Here is a 17,528-nt window from a genome sequence, read left to right on the forward strand (position 1 = left end):
CTCCGGGACAGCTTGCATTCGATCAGAACAGTATAGGCAGCGCCGTTTACGCGTTGTGTTGCGCGGCGAACGTCACCGCGGCGGCCGCGTCTTCCGCTAGTCGAATGCTTGTTGGATTTGGTCTCATCCTTGCGTGGGGAACGATCGACAAACACTTCGCGTCACGCAAAGCCATCCCTCAGAAGCTGCGCGGTGAGCTTGCGGCTCTTCCAGTGCATGTTGTGGATACGCTGCTGCAGCTTGCCGATGGCAGTCGGATCGGCGCCCTCGAATGTCACAAGGACGGCCGGCCGCGAACCGTCGCCCGGCTCGTGTTCGATCGCATCGAACGACGGAAATCCGTACCTCTGCAGAAACGCGCGGATCTCGTCGTCCGACGTGCCGGGCTCGATGTTGCCAAGAAAAAGGCGGGTCATGGTGCTTGCTCCAGTAATGCGCGATGGCTACGCCATGATGTGCACGCCACCGTCGATATAGACGGTCTCGCCCGACAACCGCCTTGCATAGGGGGTCGCGAGATAGGCGCAGGTGAACCCCACGTCCATGATGTCGACCAGTTCGCCGAGCGGCGCGCGTTCCGCGGCTTCGGTGAGGAGCAGGTCGAAGTCCTTCAGCCCCGACGCCGCGCGGGTCTTGAGCGGCCCGGGCGATATCGGATGCACGCGGATGCCCTGCGGTCCGAGCTCGTACGCCAGATAACGCGCCGACGCTTCGAGCGCCGCCTTCACCGGCCCCATCACGTTGTAGTTGGAGACGACCTTGTTCGCGCCGTAATAGCTCATCGTGAACATCGTTCCGCCATCCTTCATCAGCGGCGCGGCCAGGCGCGCCATTCGTATGAAGGAGTGGCACGACACATCCATTGCCTTCGCGAAACCTTCCGCCGAGCAGTTCAGCAAGCCTCCCTGCAGGTCCTGCATGGGCGCCCACGCGATGGAATGCACCAGCATGTCGAGCGAGCCCCATTCCTTCCCGATATGCGCGAAGACGGCTTCGAGATCGCCCGGCTGCGCGACATCGAGCGGCATGAAGATGGGCGCCTCCAGTTCGCGCGCGAGCGGCTCGACGTATCCTTTGGCCTTCTCGGTGGCGTAGGTGATGGCGAGATCGGCGCCCAGTTCGCGAAACGCCTTCGCGCATCCGTATGCAATCGAATATTCATTGGCGATGCCGCAAACCAGTGCTTTCTTTCCTTTCAGGATCTGGCTCGGTGCTGGCTCCGTCATGACGACGCTCCTCGAAGTTCGGTCGGGGGACGCGCGCCCTTCGCTGCGTTCAGCGTGTGGCGCGCGATCATCAGTTCCTCGTTGGTGGGGATGGCCCACACGGACACCTTGCTCGATGCCGTGCTGATGCGTGGGCCGCCCGCCTCGTTCGCCGCTGCATCGAGTTCGATGCCGAGCCACGCAGCGTCGCGGCAGACGCTCTCGCGTATCGCGGGCGCGTGCTCGCCGATGCCCGCGGTGAAGACGAGCGCGTCGATGCCGTTTGCCGCCGCCGCAAGCGATCCCAGCTCGCGCCCGATCCGGTACGCGAACAGAGCGACGGCCTGACGCGCACGCGGATCGTCGCTTGCAAGGAGCGCGCGCATGTCGCTCGATATGCCCGACACGCCGAGCAGCCCCGAGCGGCGGTAGATCAGGTCCTCGATGGCGCGCGCGTCCATGTCGAGTTCGTCCATCAGATACAGGATCACGCCGGGGTCGAGACTGCCGCAGCGCGTGCCCATCGGCAGGCCGTCGACGGCGGTGAAGCCCATCGTGCTCGCCACGCTCTGCCCGCCCACCATCGCGCACATGCTGCTGCCGTTGCCGAGATGCGCGACGACCGTACGGCCGGCGGCCGCCTTCGGATCGAACTGCGCGAGCACGCTGGCAATGTATTCGTATGACAGCCCGTGAAAGCCGTAGCGCCGCACGCCGAGCGACGTGATGGAAACCGGCAGCGCGAACGCCTGCGCCACTTCCGGCTGCCCGCGATGAAATGCCGTATCGAAGCAGGCCACCTGCATCAGGTCCGGGCGCAACTGCGCGAGGATGTCGATGGGCTTGAGATTGTGCGGCTGATGCAGCGGCGCGAGCGGTGCGAGCTTGCCGAGAGTCGCGACGACGTCCTCGGTGACGACCACCGCCTGCGTGAAGCTCACCCCGCCATGCACCACCCGATGGCCTACCGCCACGAGCGTGTGGTCGCCGCGATGATTGCGCAGGAAATCGATCAGGTAGGCGATCGCGCCGCCATGTCCCAGTTCGACGCCGCTCTCCCAGACGTTCACGCCAATGCATACACCCTGCGCGTCTTCGGCCTTGAAGCGCGGCGCCGTGTAGAGCCCTTCGATCTGGCCGTGCAGCAGGAGCGGCAGGGCGTCGTCTGCTGCGTCGAACACGCTGAACTTGATGCTCGACGAGCCCGCGTTGAGCACGAGAATCACATCGGCCACGGTGTCACCCCATCACCTTTGCGCCTTCGCGGCGGGCCTTGGCGACCATCGCCGCGACCGCGCACGAAGCGAGCCTCGTCAGAAGGGAGTCGGCGCGGCTGGTCAGAATGATCGGCACCCGCGCGCCGAGCACGATGCCCGCGGCGTCCGCCCCGGCCAGAAACGACAGACTCTTCGCGAGCATGTTGCCCGCTTCGAGATCAGGCACGAGGAGCACGTTGGCCCGCCCCGCCACCGGAGAATCGATTTTCTTGATGCGCGCCGCTTCGATATCGATGGCGTTGTCGAGCGCGAGCGGCCCGTCGACGAGCGCGCCCGTGATCTGATGACGGTCCACCATCTTGCAGAGCGCCGCCGCCTCGACGGTGGAAGGCACCTTCGGGTTGACGGTTTCCATCGCCGAGAGGATCGCCACGCGCACCTCGTCGATCTGCAGCGCGTGCGCGAGATCGATTGCGTTTTGCAGGATGTCCGCCTTTTCCTCGAGCGTCGGGGCGATGTTGACGGCCGCGTCGCTGATGATCAGCGCCTCTGCGCGGCCCGGCACGTCCATGACGAAGCAGTGGCTCACGCGCCGCGCCGTGCGCAAACCGGTGTCGCGCTTGACGACGGCCGCCATCAGCTCGTCCGTGTGCAGGCTGCCCTTCATCAGCGCTTCCACCTTGCCTTCGCGCACGAGGCGCACGGCGGTCTCGGCGGCTGCGTTGCTGTACGGCGCATCGATGATCTCCACGCCGGACACGTCCGCGCCGCACGCGGCGGCGACCGCTTCGATCCGCTCGCGCGGCCCCACGAGAACGGGCACGATCAGACCGAGCCGGAACGCTTCGAGCGCGCCTTCCAGAGACGTCTCGTCGCACGGATGGACAACGGCCGTGGGCGTGGGCGGAATCGTCTTGCAATAGTCGATCAGACGCTGGTATTTAGCGTGTTTCGCTTCCATCAAGGCTCCCTAGTCATCGACGACGTGGCATTGTGATCGGCTTCAGGCGCGTCCGGCCGTCGCGGGGCGGCGCGTCTTCTCCGCTTTCTCGGCTTTCTCCGCCTTGCCGGCCTTCGGCGCGTTGCCCGCCAGCACCTTCCGGATACGCTCGAGCATCGCCAGTTGCTCCGTCGTCGGCGACGTGTCCTGCACGCGCTTGTCGGCCATCAGCTTGTCGAGCAGCGTGAGCAGCCGCTCGCGGTCAGCGTGATCGCGCAGCAGCGTGGAGAGCGTCTCGACCGCCCGATCCGGCTCGTAGCGCGCGATGAGTTCCTGTTCACCGCGAATGCGCCGCCATTCATACGGCGGCAGGCCGGGCAAATACTCTGCGTAATCGGACACGAGTTCCTGCTTCAACTCCAGCCGTGACAGCGGCAACGGCTCGCCCTCGCGCTTGAGCAAAAACGCCGCGCGTGCGAGCGCCTCGACATAACCGCCTTCCTCGATGGCCGCGAGCGCGTCGCGGACCACCGGCAGCTCGAGCGGATCGATCTTGCGGTCGGCGGCATTCGTCTGCGCGGCTGGCTCGGCGGCATGATCACGCGCATACAGATTGCCGTAGACAGTGAAGAAGGCCGCCTCGGTCATTGCGTCGCGGATGCCGCGGTAGTAGTCGAGCGACGCGCTGATCATCTCGGCGCCGAAATGCTCGGCCCGGCGCGCCGGATCGTTCTCGTCGAGCGCCTGGCGATTCGCCTTGACCGCCTGTTCGGCGGGCGCGAGCCACGAGAGCCACGGATTGAAGCGCGACACCGACCAGTTCTGGAACCGCAGCGGATGAAACGCCCGCAGCAGTTGCGCCGTGCCGTCGTTCGACATCGCCTGCACGAGCGGCCGGCCGAACAATTCGTAGGCCCGCTGGTTGAAATCCGACACCTCCGCCACCGCTTCGAACGCCTTCTCGTCGATGCGCTGAAACCGGTTGAGCCGCGCCGTGATGTCTTCGAGGCGGTGCTCCCGAAACTCGACTTCGTATTCGGTCTCGCCACCCGGGCCGCGCGTTTCCATGACGTTCATGCCATAGAGACCGGGCGGCAGCCCTTCGATGGTCTTCAACACCGAGACGATCTGCGCATGCTCCTTCTTTGCCACCTTGCCGGAAACGAAAATGCCGAGATGGCCGACGTTCTCATGCAGCAGCCCGACGATCACCTGACCGCTCGCCTTGATTTCCTCGGTGCTGCCGTAGACGTCCGCCACCCAGTTGAACGCCTGTTGCGGCGGCGTGATATTGTCGCCCATCGAGGCGAACAGGACGATGGGCGAGCGGATCGCGCGCAGATCGAACGCATTGCCGCTCGACGACTTGACGTCGCCGCCCCAGAGCTTGTTGCCGACGAACAGATTGCGCGTGATCCATTCGATCTCTTCGCGATTCATCAGGTAATAGCCGCCCCACCAGCGCTCGAATTCGAGAAAGCGTGGCGGCTCGGTGTCGGCCTTGTCGAACACGTGATAGAACTTGTCCCACAGGCTGTTGGCGGGATTCAGGTTCTCGAAGTTCTGCACGAGATGCGCGCCGTCGAACTTGCCGTTGCCCATGTCGGCCGTAAGCGATGCGAGCCACGACCCGCCCAGCATGCCGCCCGCATAGCGCATCGGATTGTCGCCCTCGCCTTCCGTCCATGCGCCGCCCCAGTAGGACATGGGCGCGCCGTTGATCACGATCGGGCCGGTGTCCTCGGGATCGGAAGCCGCGAGCATCATTGCCGCCCATCCGCCCTGGCAGTTGCCGATGAGCGCGGGCTTCGCACTGTCCGGGTGCAGTTCACGCACCTTCTTGACGAAGAGCTGCTCCGCATGACAGACGTCGAGCAAGGTCTGGCCGGGCTCAGGATCGCGAAAGAAGATGACGAAATACACCGGATGCCCGGCGCGCAGTGCCACGCCCACCTGCGAATCGTCCTTGAAGCCGCCGATGCCGGGGCCGTGGCCCGCACGCGGATCGATGATGAGATACGGCCGAAGCGACGGATCCACCGTGACGCCCGCGGGCGGCGTGATGCGCAAGAGCGCGTAGTTGACCGGGCGATCGAACGAGCGCCCGTCGAGCACGGTTTCGTATTCGAAATGAAGAACGGGCTTGAGGCCCTCCGCAGTGTGCTCGATGAAGTTGTTGCCGCGCTGCCAGAGCGTGTGCCAGAACAGGACCGAACGCTGTGTCGCGTCGACGGCGTAGCCGTACCAGCTTGCCGGATTCATCGCGGCCGCGGCGGCGGCGAACGGGTCGATCGCATAGTTCGACTTCGCTTCGTTCACGCGCTGCGTGAATTTCTCTTGCGTCGTTTGTACGCGCTTATTGAGTACCTTGGCTGCCTTCGCAGCGACGTCCTGACTGCGCGCAAGCTGGGCTCGTGCGTCCATGGCGAAAACTCCGGGTTGGTTGACTCGATCGACTTTCGCGCGGCTGGCACGATTGCGCTGTGAGTCGATATTACATAGTCCCCCCGGCGATGTCATCCCGCGAGCCGAACTCGAGACGATTGTTTACATCGAAGCATGCAGTGCAGGCACTACGCGCGGATTCTTGAACAATGACGCGGCAAGTTGCCGCAGGAGACAGACCGCGCCGGTCACGCGATCAGATGAGGAACTGTCGAGGACACCTTCGTCACGGATGCGTCACGCCCCCGACATGTGCCGGAAGCGTGACGCCCGCGAGCGACGCGTTGCGCGCCGGGAAAGACTCAGTGATAGCGACGCGCCATCGCATCGAGCGGCATCGGCCGGATGCACTCGGCCTGGCCCGCGCAGCCGAACGCCTCGAAGCGCTCGATGCACAGCGCGCGCGCCGCCGCGGTTGCCGCCTTCAGCGCGTGGCGCGGATCGAACTCCGAGCGCGCCGAAGCCAGCGCGCGCCGGATCGCGCCCGTCATGGCGAGCCGGATGTCGGTGTCGATGTTCACCTTGCGCACGCCGTTCGCGATGCCGCGCTGGATCTCCGCCACCGGCACCCCATACGCTTCGGGAATCTCGCCGCCGTATTCGCGGATCGTCGCGAGCCACTCCTGCGGCACCGATGACGACCCGTGCATCACGAGGTGCGTGTCGGGAATGCACTCGTGGATCGCGACGATGCGGTCGATCGCAAGGATGTCGCCGGTCGGCTGGCGGCTGAATTTGTATGCGCCGTGCGATGTGCCGATCGCGATCGCCAGCGCATCGACCCCCGTTGCCTCGACGAACGCGCGCGCCTGCGCCGGGTCGGTGAGCAGGTCGTCGCGCGAAAGCGTGCCCTCGGCGCCGACGCCGTCCTCCTCGCCCGCCGCGCCGGTTTCGAGCGAGCCGAGACAGCCAAGCTCCCCTTCCACCGATACGCCCACCGCGTGCGCCGCCTCCACCACGCGGCGGCTCACTTCGACGTTGTATTCGTAGGCGGCGGGCGTCTTCTGGTCGGGCAGGAGCGACCCGTCCATCATCACCGACGTGAAGCCCGAGCGGATCGCCTGCTGGCACACCGACGGACTCGCCCCGTGATCCTGATGCAGCACGACGGGCAGGTCCGGATGCGCTTCGAGCGCGGCAAGCACGAGATGGCGCAGGTACGGCTCACCCGCGTACTTGCGCGCACCCGCCGACGCCTGCAGGATCACGGGGCTCTTCGTCGCCTCCGCGGCCTGCATGATCGCCTGCACCTGCTCCATGTTGTTGACGTTGAACGCGGGCACGCCGTAGCCATGCTCCGCCGCGTGGTCCAGCAGTTGACGCAAAGCGATGAAGGCCATCACAAGCTCCTCGTGGTCATGGTCGTAGCCGTGGATCTTGCGACGCGCCGCGCCGCTTCCACGACGGCTTGCGAAGTCAGCCCGAAATGCTCGAACAGCGCGGACGCGGGCGCTGACTCGCCGAAGCGGTCGATACCGACCACACCGCCTTCGAGCCCCACATATTGCCGCCAGAACGCGGTGACGCCCGCTTCCACCGCGACGCGCGGCACGCCTTGCGGCAGCACCCTGTCGCGCCATGCGTATGACTGGCGATCGAACACGGTAGTCGAAGGCATCGAGACCACACGCGCCAGAATGCCCTCCTCACGCAGCGGCCCGACGGCTTCGAGCGCAAGCACGACTTCGGAGCCGGTCGCGATCAGCACGATGCGCGTGTCGCCGGGTCCCATCGAGCCGGGCCAGTCGCGCAGCACGTAGCCGCCGCGCTCTATCGCATCGATCTGGTCCTCGTCGCGCGAGACGAAGGGCAGGTTCTGGCGGCTCAGCAGCAGGCACGACGGACGATCGCGCTCCACCGCGCACACCCAGGCCTGCGCGGTCTCGACGGTATCGCATGGACGCCACACGTCGAGGCCCGGGATCAGCCGCAGGCTCGCCGCATGTTCGACGGACTGATGCGTCGGCCCGTCCTCGCCGAGTCCGATCGAGTCGTGCGTGAAGACGAATACGGAGCGCGTCTTCATCAGCGCCGCCATGCGCAGCGCGTTGCGCGAATAGTCGGAAAACGTGAGGAACGTGCCGCCGAACGGAAGGTGACCGCGATGCAGCGCGATGCCGTTGAGCATCGCGCTCATGCCGAACTCGCGCACGCCGAAGTGCACGTAGTTGCCCCCGTAGTTGCCGCCATGGTGGCCATCGACGGCCGCCCCGCCGGGCTGCACGGTCACGGCGTCCTTCCAGCGCGTGAGGTTCGAGCCGGTCAGGTCCGCCGATCCGCCAAGCAGTTCGGGCAATGCACGCGCGAGGCCTTCGATGGCGATCTGCGAGGCCTTGCGCGTCGCGATCGACTGTCCCGCGCGGTCGGCGTCGCGCACGAGCGCGAGGGCGGCCTCGCGCCATTGCGCGGGCAATGCGCCGCGTGCACGCCGCTCGAATTCCGCGGCTTCAAGCGCAAAGTGCTGCCGGTAGCTCTCGAAGCGCCGCGTCCAGCCGGCTTCGGCCGCCGCGCCCTGTTCGCGTGCGTCCCACAGTTGCCGTATCGAACCGGGGATGTCGAACGGCGCGTGCGGCCAGTCGAGCGCCTCGCGCGTCGCGGCGGCTTCCTTGTCGCCGAGCGGTGCGCCGTGCACGTCGTGCGTGCCGGCCATCGACGGCGCACCCTTGCCGATCACCGTGCGGCAGCAGATGAGCGTCGGGCGTTGCGACGCGCGCGCATCCTCGATCGCGCGATCGACCGCATCGACGTCGTGTCCGTCCACGCCGCGCACCACGTGCCAACCGTATGCGGCGAAGCGCGAGGGCGTGTCGTCGGCGAACCAGCGCTCGACATGGCCATCGATCGAGATGCCGTTGTCGTCGTAGAGGACGGTCAGCTTGCCAAGGCCGAGCGTGCCCGCAAGCGACGCGGCCTCATGCGAGATCCCTTCCATCAGGCAGCCGTCGCCGACGAACACATAGGTACGGTGATCGACGATATCGTGCCCGGGCCGGTTGAACTCGCGTGCGAGCAGCGCTTCGGCGAGCGCCATGCCCACCGCGTTCGCGAAGCCCTGTCCGAGCGGACCGGTCGTCGTTTCGACACCGGGGGTCACACCCACTTCCGGATGGCCGGGCGTCCTGCTGTGCAGCTGACGAAAGCGCTTCAGTTCGTCGAGCGGCAGGTCGTAGCCCGTCAGATGCAGCAGCCCGTAAAGCAGCATGGAACCGTGCCCGTTCGACAGCACGAAGCGGTCACGGTCCGGCCAGTCCGGATTGCGCGGATTGTGCTTCAAGTGCCGGCTCCACAGCGCGACCGCGATCTCGGCCATGCCCATCGGCATGCCGGGATGCCCGGAGTTCGCCTGCTGGACCGCATCGACGGCGAGCATGCGCAGCGCGTTCGCCATCGTCCGCGTGTCGGTGGAAAGCTCTTGCCTGGGTAAAGCCTCTGCGACGGCATTCATCGGATGCCTCCTTTTCTTCGAGTCGGAAAGCGGTTCATGCAGGCCAGCTCATGCAGGCCAGTTCACGCGCGCGCGGAGCGGTCGCGCAGCTGAAGGATCATCGGCGTGAAGATGAGCTGCATCGCGAGTCCCATCTTGCCGCCCGGCACGACGATCACGTTCGGTCGCGACATGAACGAGTCGTGCAGCATGGTGAGGAGATACGGGAAGTCGATGCCCTTCGGCCGTGTGAAGCGGATCACGACGAAGCTCTCGTCCGGCTGCGGTATCTCGCGGGCCGTGAACGGATTCGACGTATCCACCGTCGGCACGCGCTGGAAGTTCACATGCGTGCGCGAGAACTGCGGGCAGATGTAGTTCACGTAGTCGGGCATGCGCCGCAGGATCGTATCGACCACCGCTTCGTGCGAGTAGCCGCGCATGGTCTGGTCGCGGTGCAGCTTCTGGATCCATTCGAGGTTGATGATCGGCACCACGCCGACGAGCAGGTCGGCATGCCGCGCGATATCGACCTTGTCGGTGACGGCGGCGCCATGCAGGCCCTCGTAGAACATGAGGTCGGTGCCGTGCGCGAGGTCCTCCCACGGCGTGAACGTGCCCGCGTCCTGCCCGTAATGCGCGGCTTCGGCGTCGTCGTGGATGTAGCGCCGGAACTTGCCGGTGCCGCTTTCGCCGTAGCTCGCGAAGAGCTGCTCCAGCTCTTCAAGCAGGTTCGCGCCCGGGCCGAAGTGGCTGAAATTCAGCACGCCGTCGCGCTCGCTCTGCTTCATCGCCTCGCGCATGCCGAGGCGGTCGAAGCGATGGAACGCGTCGCCTTCGACGATCTGCGCATTGATGCGCTCGCGCCTGAAGATATGCGTGAAGCTCTTCATGACCGTTGTCGTGCCGGCGCCGCTCGAGCCGGTCACCGCGATGATCGGATGTTTGACTGACATGCGCTTGTCTCCCTGTGGTTTATCCGTATGCGCAATCGAGCGGCATCACACCGGCGTCTCGGGCAGAAAGAGCGAGCGCTCGTTGAACAGCGGCGACGTGTACGGCTTGTCCTCGCCGCGGTCGTATTCGCCGTGATAGCGGCCGATGCGCGCCACTTCGTTCTTGGAGCCGAGGATCACGGGCACGCGTTCGTGCAGCGCACGCGGCATCACGTCGAGGATGCGCTCGCGCCCGGTGATCGAGAGGCCGCCCGCCTGCTCGACGAGAAAGCTCATCGGGCTCGCTTCGTAGAGCAGCCGCAGGCGTCCCTGCATCGCGGGCGTCTTGAAGTCGCGCGGATACATGAACACGCCGCCGCGCATCAGGATGCGATGCACCTCGGCGACCATCGATGCGATCCAGCGCATGTTGAAGTCGCGCTCGCGGCAGCCGCTGCGCCCGGCCTTGCACTCCTGCACGTAGCGGCGCACGGGCGGCTCCCAGAAGCGCTCGTTCGATGCGTTGATTGCGAACTCGCACGAGTCTTCTGGAATGCGGATATCGGAATGCGTCAGCACGAAGTTGCCGACGTCGCGCTCGAGCGTGAAGCCGTGCGTGCCGTTGCCCACCGAAATGACGAGCATCGTCGACGGGCCGTAGATCGCGTAGCCCGCCGCCACCTGTTCGCGGCCCGGGCGCAGGAAGGCCGCTTCACCGGATGCAGCAGATTCGTTGTTCACGCGCAGCACCGAGAAGATCGACCCGACGACGCCATTGATATCGATGTTCGACGAACCGTCGAGCGGATCGAACGCAAGCAGGTATTCCCCGCGCGGATAGGCCTCGGGGATCGCATAGACACCCTCCATTTCCTCCGACACCATGCCCGCGAGCAGGCCGTCCCACTCGCAGTGCTGGAGGAAGATGTCGTTGGTCGCCACGTCCAGCTTCTTCTGTTCCTCGCCGTGCGTGTTGAGCGTTTGCGCGGAGCCGTAGTTGCCGCCGAGCGCGCCCTTGGTCAGCGCCGCGGAGATCGTCTTGATCGACGCGGCGACGTCGATCAGCAGGGCCGACAACCCGCTCGCGGATTGCGACCCCGGCTTGCGGTCGAGCGTGTCGATGAGGAACTTCGAAAGGGTGGTTCGTCCGTCCTGCATGGCGCTCTCCTTGGAGGTCTATCGAATCGGATCGGGCGGCGGCGCATCGGATGCGCCGCTGAATACGCGGCTCGCGCGGATGTCCTCGGCAGCGATGAGCGTGAGCGCGGCGCCGTCCGCGGCCTTGCCGCCCGCGAGCGCATCCGCGAACAGGCGATTCGCCTGACGCAGACGCGCGCGGTCGAGCGCGTTGCGCACCGAGCGCGCGTTCGCAAAGTTCGGCTGGCGGATGCGGTGTGCGAGATAGTCTTCGAACGCGCCGCGCGAGGCGGCATCGAGGCGGTACTGCATCGTGTCGAGCATGCGCTGCGCGATCAGCAGCAGCTCAGCCTCGTCGTAATCGGGAAACGTGATGTGATGCGCGATGCGCGACCGGAAGCCCGGGTTGCTCCTGAAGAACGTCTCCATGCGCGACTCGTAGCCCGCGAGGATCACGACGAGATCGTCGCGCTGGTTCTCCATCGTCTGAAGCAGGATCTCGATGGCTTCCTGGCCGTAGTCGCGCTCGTTCTCGGGGCGGTACAGGTAGTACGCCTCGTCGATGAAGAGCACGCCGCCCATCGCGCGCTTGAGCACGTCGCGGGTCTTGGGCGCGGTGTGGCCGATGTACTGGCCGACGAGGTCGTCGCGCGTGACCGAGACGAGATGATTGCGGCGAATATAGCCGAGCCGGTGCAGCACTTCTGCCATGCGCAGCGCGACGGTCGTCTTGCCGGTTCCCGGGTTGCCGGAGAAGCACATGTGCAGCGTCGGCGCGCCGCTTGCGATGCCGAGCGTCTCTCTCGCGCGCTCCACGAGCAGATGCGCCGCGATTTCGCGGATGCGTGTTTTCACGGGCACGAGGCCGACGAGATCGTGGTCGAGTTCCGCGAGGACATCGCCGATGCCCGAGTCGCGAAAGAGCGCGACGAGATCGACACTTGGCGGGCCGGTTGTCGTGTGCAGCGGCGGGTCGAGGGTGGTGGCATCGGCGCTCATTGCTTACCTCGGTGCGTAGCGTTCGCCCGAGGGCTGGTCGCTCGCGTAGGTGCGAATCGCGTAGCGTTGCGCGCGGCCGGGGCCGTCCTGGCGTTCGAGCCTGAAGCCGGGCTCCGTGGCGGGGCGGTTGACGATGAACGACATGCGCATCGTCTCGAAGCCGCGTACCGAATCGAACGCGTTGACCTTGATGTAGTGATGCGGGTACGTCGTGCGGCATGCGTTGACTTCCTGCAGCACGCCTGCTGCGTCGTGGAGATCGAACATCGGGAGGCCCCACATTTCCCAATACGTGTTGCGGGGATGCGGATCGTCGGTGAATTCGACCGAGCAGGACCAGCCCTCGCGCAGGGCATAGTCGATCTGCATGCCGATTTCTTCGTCCGTCAGTTCCGGCAGGAACGAGAAAGTGCCTTGTGTGATGTGCATTTGTCTTTCCTTTTCGATTGGGTTTGATTCTGTTCCAAACCGTTTGATGCGCTTTGTGCTTCTGTGAAACTTGATTTCTTAATGGTCTATTAGCTCGCCGCTGTGCGGGGCGGCAGTCACTTTCTTTGCTGCTGCAAAGAAAGCAGCTTTTCAGGCCAACAGCATTAGGACGTGACCACGTTTGAGTCTTTCAGAGTGGCCCGACCGTCGGAGTGTCCACTTCGGTTCGTCAGGCGGATAGGCTCACGGACCCACTGCGTCATCGCACCACCAGACAAAGTGGTAAGGCAATCATCCATCCGTCCTCGCTTCGCTCCGACGCAGGGTCCACTACAACCAGTTGCTTCGCTCCGTTTTCACGGACATCTACCGTATTTCGCGCGCTACGCGCTCCACCACCGAATTTACCCTTCGTCGGGCACGCAGTGCCAAGACGGATGAATGACTGCCTTACCACTCCGTTTGAAGGCGCGAGAGCGCAGTGGGTCCGCGTACCTATCTGCTCAACATACAGAGGTGGACACTCCCACGGTCGGGCCACTCTGAAAGACTCCATGTGATTCCCTCCTAACACTGCTGAGCCCATAGCTGCTTTCTTTGGTTACTTTCTTTGCAGCAGCAAAGAAAATGACTGCTGCCCCGCACAGGGGCGAAGCTAATAGACCAATAACAAAGCAAGTTTCACAGGAAGCGCAAAACCATCAAACGGTGTTAAAAGAAGCGCCAGCAAAAAATCAACGACCGGGGACATTTCAAGCAGCAGTAGGCGTAACAGCAAAGTCCGGCGTATCGGTAGACGCATAGTTGAAGGTCACATCGCGCCAGGTATCGAGCGCCTGCTTGAGCGGGGTGCACCACCGCGCTGCCGCTTCGAGCACGTCCGGTCCCTCATTCGCGATATCGCGCCCTTCATTACGCGCCTTGACCATCGCCTCCAGCGCCACGCGATTCGCCACCGCGCCCGCCTGAATGCCTCCAGGATGCCCAATGGTGCCGCCGCCGAACTGCAGGATGCAGTCGTCGCCGAAAAGATCGAGCAGCTGATGCATCTGCCCCGCATGAATCCCGCCCGACGCCACCGGCATCACCTTGCGCAAACCGGCCCACGGCTGGTCGAAGAAAATGCCGCGCGACAGATCGACCTCGTTGCGCGCCTCGCGGCACACGTTGTAGTAGCCCTGAACGGAAAGCGGATCGCCCTCCAGCTTGCCGACCGCAGTGCCCGCGTGCGCATGATCGACGCCCGCCATGCGCAGCCACTTCGCAATCACGCGAAACGAAATGCCGTGATTGCGCTGCCGCGTATACGTGCCGTGCCCCGCGCGATGCAGATGCAGGATCATGTCGTTCCTGCGCGCCCACTTCGACATCGACTGGATCGCCGTCCAGCCGATCACGAGGTCGATCATCACGATGCACGAGCCGAGCTCCTTCGCGAATTCGGCGCGCTCGTACATGTCCTCCATCGTCCCGGCAGTCACGTTCAGATAGTGGCCCTTCACTTCACCGGTCTCGGCCTGCGCGCGATTCACGGCCTCCATCGAGAACAGGTAGCGGTCGCGCCAGTGCATGAACGCCTGCGAATTGATGTTCTCGTCGTCCTTCAGGAAATCGAGCCCGCCCTTCAGCCCTTCATAGACCACGCGCCCATAGTTCTTGCCCGAAAGCCCGAGCTTGGGCTTGACGGTCGCGCCGAGCAGCGGCCGCCCGTACTTGTCGAGCCGCTCGCGCTCGACCACGATGCCCGTCGGCGGCCCCTGGAACGTCTTCAGATACGCGACCGGTATGCGCATGTCCTCGAGCCTCAGTGCCTTGAGCGGCTTGAAGCCGAACACGTTGCCGATGATCGACGCCGTCAGGTTCGCAACCGATCCCTCTTCGAACAGATCGAGTTCGTAGGCGATATACGCGAAGTACTGCGGCTCACCGCCGTTCGCGTTCGGCACCGGGTCGACGCGGTAGGCCTTCGCGCGGTACATGTCGCATGCGGTCAGGCGATCGGTCCAGACGACGGTCCACGTCGCTGTCGACGACTCGCCCGCCACCGCCGCCGCCGCTTCCTCCGGCTCGACACCGGGCTGCGGCGTGATGCGAAAGAGCGCGATGACGTCGGTGTCTTTCGGCGTGTAGTCCGGCTGCCAGTAACCCATCTCGCGATACTTCATGACGCCCGCCGCATAGCGGGAACGCGGATCGAGAGGATTGCGGGCCGGCTCGACGGCTGCCTTGCTGAAGTCGTTCATTGCGGTTCCTCGGAAAGTGTCCGGCGGTTGCGGTGTGCGTTGCATGAGTCTGCAGAGTAGGCGCGGCGTCTTCCGAAGTGAATTCACGAATTTCTTGTGCGGGCTTAAGCGATCCCTTTATCGCGGGTTATTGCCTATGACCCGGATGGAACACTTTGCTGCGTTTCCGCGACAGTAAGGCGTGTAATCCCGCGCCCAGGTATTCGCCGTCCGGCGAAAAGCGTTTGGCATGGGCCTTGCGTATAGCTCCGTGCCCGAGTGGTTCCGAGCGGTTCAAAGCGGAAACGCGAAGGCGCACGGCTGAAACCACCAACGAGGAGGACGTGTATGCAATGGACCACACCGAGCTTCACCGATATGCGTTTTGGTTTTGAAATCACGATGTATATCGCCACCCGTTAAACCCGCACGAGCCGCGATGAGCGGCTGCGCGGCATCGTATTTCAGGTAGTGCAACCTGCCGGCTCGAGCCGCCGCCACGACCAGCGTTCCCCGACATGATTTTCGAAACGATCGTCACGACCGCGGCGCGCGATGGCCGGCCCCACATTGCACCGATGGGCGTGCGCTTCGAGGACGGCCTGGCAATCCTCGCCCCCTTCCGGCCATCGGCCACGCTGGACAACATCCTCGCCACGCAGGCCGCGGTAATCAACTGCACCACGGACGTGCGTGTCTTCGCGGGCTGCGTGACCGGCGCGCAGCGTGACTGGCCTACGCGGCCGGCAAGCCGCGTCGAGAGCGTGAGGCTCGATGGCGTGCTCGCGCATACGGAACTGCGGCTCGAGGCGCTGCAAGACGACGAAACGCGTCCCGTGCTGCGCATGAAGCCCGTGCATCAGGAAACCCACGCGCCGTTTCCCGGCTTCAACCGCGCGCAGGCGGCCGTCGTCGAAGGCGCGATTCTCGTGAGCCGGCTCTTCATGCTGCCCGCCGACAAGGTCGATAGCGAAATGGCCTACCTGCAGATCGCCATCGACAAAACCGCCGGCGACGCCGAGCGCGCCGCGTGGGACTGGCTCGTCGCCGCGGTCGCGCGACATCGGGCGGGCGCTGGTTCCTTGCCTTAAGCAGTAGCAAACCGTCCGCCCACGTCTTCCGGAGACAGCCATGACCGCATTGCTCGCGAGCGTCCGCTCGGCCGACGAAGCATTCGACGCAGCGCGCGCCGGCGCTGAACTGATCGATCTGAAGGAGCCGAAGGAAGGCGCGCTCGGCGGCGTCGCCGTGGACGAGATCGCGCGGATCGTGCGTGCGCTGCGCGCGCAGTATCCGGTCAAGCCGATCAGCGCGACCATCGGCGACGTGCCGACCGAGGCCTGCGACGAAATCGCGGCGCGGGTGATCGAAGTGAGCGCGGCAGGCGTGGACTACGTGAAGGTCGGCGTAATGCCCGGCCCGGCCGCGGCGCGCTGCCTGACCCAGCTCGCGAGCCTGCCCGCCGCCGTGGTGCCGGTGCTGCTCTCGGACGCCGGCGCCGACGCGAAGCTCGCGGCGTTCGCGGCGGAACTGGGTTTCGCGGCCATCGTCTTCGATACCGCCGCGAAGGACGGCCGGACGCTTTTCGATTGCGTCGACGCGGGCGAGCTCTCGCAGTGTCTCGCGCTTGCCAGCGCGCGCGGCGTGATGACGGGGATCGCGGGCGCGCTCGGCTGGGCGCAGCTTGCGCAGATTCGCGCGCTGGCGCCGGATATCGCCGGGTTTCGCACCGCGCTCTGCGCGCGGGCCGAGGGGCGCGCCGGCCGCCTCGACCCCGTGCTCGTCGAACAATGGGCGAACGCGCTGCATCACGCGCCGCACGAAGTCGGAACCGCCTGAAAACCGCATGAAGACCACGTAAGGCGCGGCGCCGCCGATGCGGCGCCGCTATCGTCCGACCATCAGACCACGGGCATGTTCAGCAGACGGTCCCGCATCAGCGCGACGTCGCTCTTGTTGAAAAGCTCGACCACGTAGTTGGCCTCCTTCACGTAGCTCAGGAAGCGCGGATCGATCACGCCGTTCGACGCGAGCGCTTCGAGCGGCGTTCCGGCATCGACGGCACACGACTTCACGACCATCAGGCGCTCCGCGTTGAGCGTCGCCGAGAGCCAGGCGGCAAGGCTGTCCGACGTGGTGTCCCAGTTGGTCATCGGGTCGGGCGTGACGCGCATCAGCTCGGTCGGCACCCACACGGCGACGCGGCCGTCGCGCAGCGCCCGGCGGATGCGCTGTTCGTTCGACGCCAGCACGAGTTCGGGCAGCACGCCCTGCATCAGGATCGCGTACTGCGCCATCGCGAGCAGGCACATGTTGTGGGCGGCGACGTCGTTGAAGCGCCACTCGCGCTGATACTGGCGCACCGTGTCGGCGAAGTCGCCGCCGCCCGGCACGATCACGACCCGCCCGCCGCCCACTTCCCAAAGCTGCGTCAGCCACTCACGCAGCGCCGGGTCGTGACTCAGGCTTCCCCCGATTTTCACCACCCACATGACCATTCCTCGCTTTCGATGTTGCGTTTTGCACCCTTCGTTTCCCGCCGTTTGCGCGTTTGCGCATTGCTTCATTGCGGCTG

The 17,528-nt window shown here is 65.2% G+C and carries 16 protein-coding genes; 3 read left to right on the forward strand and 13 right to left on the reverse strand.

Going from position 1 to position 17,528, the window contains the following annotated elements:
* Positions 1 to 161: 161 nt before the first annotated feature.
* From BG61_RS04815 to BG61_RS04870, 12 genes are all read right to left on the reverse strand, one after another.
* Entirely contained in the window at positions 162 to 416 is a 255-nt protein-coding gene (locus BG61_RS04815; RefSeq protein WP_035927013.1) for an RNA-binding protein, read from the reverse strand.
* 27 nt (positions 417 to 443) lie between these two features.
* Positions 444 to 1,226: an enoyl-ACP reductase FabI gene (gene fabI / locus BG61_RS04820; protein WP_035927015.1), complete on the reverse strand. Its 783-nt coding sequence runs from the start codon at positions 1,224 to 1,226 to the stop codon at positions 444 to 446.
* Positions 1,223 to 2,440 carry an acetate/propionate family kinase gene (locus BG61_RS04825; RefSeq protein WP_035927020.1) on the reverse strand — a complete coding sequence of 406 codons (1,218 nt, stop codon included), beginning with the start codon at positions 2,438 to 2,440 and terminating at the stop codon, positions 1,223 to 1,225. Before BG61_RS04825 ends, fabI begins: the two co-directional genes overlap by 4 nt.
* A gap of 4 nt (positions 2,441 to 2,444) precedes the next feature.
* Positions 2,445 to 3,383: a phosphate acetyltransferase gene (locus BG61_RS04830; RefSeq protein WP_035927023.1), complete on the reverse strand. Its 939-nt coding sequence runs from the start codon at positions 3,381 to 3,383 to the stop codon at positions 2,445 to 2,447.
* Between the two features lie 42 nt (positions 3,384 to 3,425).
* Complete coding sequence (locus BG61_RS04835; protein ID WP_051672281.1) at positions 3,426 to 5,786, reverse strand: DUF3141 domain-containing protein; 2,361 nt, start codon at positions 5,784 to 5,786, stop codon at positions 3,426 to 3,428.
* A 323-nt stretch (positions 5,787 to 6,109) separates the two neighbouring features.
* Positions 6,110 to 7,147, reverse strand: a complete 1,038-nt coding sequence (gene fba / locus BG61_RS04840; RefSeq protein ID WP_035927026.1) for a class II fructose-bisphosphate aldolase — start codon at positions 7,145 to 7,147, stop codon at positions 6,110 to 6,112.
* Positions 7,147 to 9,252, reverse strand: coding sequence for a transketolase (tkt, locus tag BG61_RS04845; RefSeq protein ID WP_035927029.1), 2,106 nt, complete (start codon positions 9,250 to 9,252; stop codon positions 7,147 to 7,149). The genes fba and tkt overlap by 1 nt, the downstream gene beginning before the upstream one ends.
* A 62-nt stretch (positions 9,253 to 9,314) precedes the next feature.
* A complete protein-coding gene (locus BG61_RS04850) occupies positions 9,315 to 10,187 on the reverse strand; it encodes a phosphoribulokinase (protein WP_035927031.1) in 873 nt (290 codons plus the stop codon).
* A 45-nt stretch (positions 10,188 to 10,232) separates the two neighbouring features.
* Positions 10,233 to 11,324: a class 1 fructose-bisphosphatase gene (locus BG61_RS04855; RefSeq protein WP_035927035.1), complete on the reverse strand. Its 1,092-nt coding sequence runs from the start codon at positions 11,322 to 11,324 to the stop codon at positions 10,233 to 10,235.
* Between the two features lie 18 nt (positions 11,325 to 11,342).
* Positions 11,343 to 12,302: a CbbX protein gene (cbbX, locus tag BG61_RS04860; protein WP_051672282.1), complete on the reverse strand. Its 960-nt coding sequence runs from the start codon at positions 12,300 to 12,302 to the stop codon at positions 11,343 to 11,345.
* Positions 12,303 to 12,305: 3 nt separating this feature from the next.
* Entirely contained in the window at positions 12,306 to 12,731 is a 426-nt protein-coding gene (locus BG61_RS04865; RefSeq protein ID WP_035927037.1) for a ribulose bisphosphate carboxylase small subunit, read from the reverse strand.
* Positions 12,732 to 13,483: 752 nt separating this feature from the next.
* The gene (locus tag BG61_RS04870; RefSeq protein WP_035927040.1) at positions 13,484 to 14,974 is read right to left on the reverse strand and encodes a ribulose-bisphosphate carboxylase large subunit; all 1,491 of its coding nucleotides are present in this window, start codon (positions 14,972 to 14,974) and stop codon (positions 13,484 to 13,486) included.
* Between the two features lie 327 nt (positions 14,975 to 15,301).
* Here BG61_RS04870 and pqqA point away from each other — a divergent pair, with 327 nt between their 5' ends.
* The 3 genes from pqqA (at position 15,302) to BG61_RS04880 (ending at position 16,792) form a co-directional block, all read left to right on the forward strand.
* On the forward strand, positions 15,302 to 15,376 hold the full coding sequence (pqqA, locus tag BG61_RS39880; protein ID WP_008354335.1) for a pyrroloquinoline quinone precursor peptide PqqA: 75 nt from the start codon (positions 15,302 to 15,304) through the stop codon (positions 15,374 to 15,376).
* Positions 15,377 to 15,471: 95 nt separating this feature from the next.
* On the forward strand, positions 15,472 to 16,044 hold the full coding sequence (locus tag BG61_RS04875; protein ID WP_035927042.1) for a DUF447 domain-containing protein: 573 nt from the start codon (positions 15,472 to 15,474) through the stop codon (positions 16,042 to 16,044).
* Between the two features lie 40 nt (positions 16,045 to 16,084).
* On the forward strand, positions 16,085 to 16,792 hold the full coding sequence (locus BG61_RS04880; protein WP_035927045.1) for a (5-formylfuran-3-yl)methyl phosphate synthase: 708 nt from the start codon (positions 16,085 to 16,087) through the stop codon (positions 16,790 to 16,792).
* Between the two features lie 62 nt (positions 16,793 to 16,854).
* Here BG61_RS04880 and BG61_RS04885 read toward each other — a convergent pair whose 3' ends face one another.
* Positions 16,855 to 17,445 (reverse strand): amino acid kinase family protein, encoded by a 591-nt coding sequence (locus BG61_RS04885; RefSeq protein ID WP_035927220.1) that lies wholly within the window; start codon positions 17,443 to 17,445, stop codon positions 16,855 to 16,857.
* Positions 17,446 to 17,528 lie beyond the last annotated feature (83 nt).

The organism is Caballeronia glathei (genome assembly GCF_000698595.1).
Taxonomy (GTDB): Bacteria; Pseudomonadota; Gammaproteobacteria; order Burkholderiales; family Burkholderiaceae; genus Caballeronia; species Caballeronia glathei.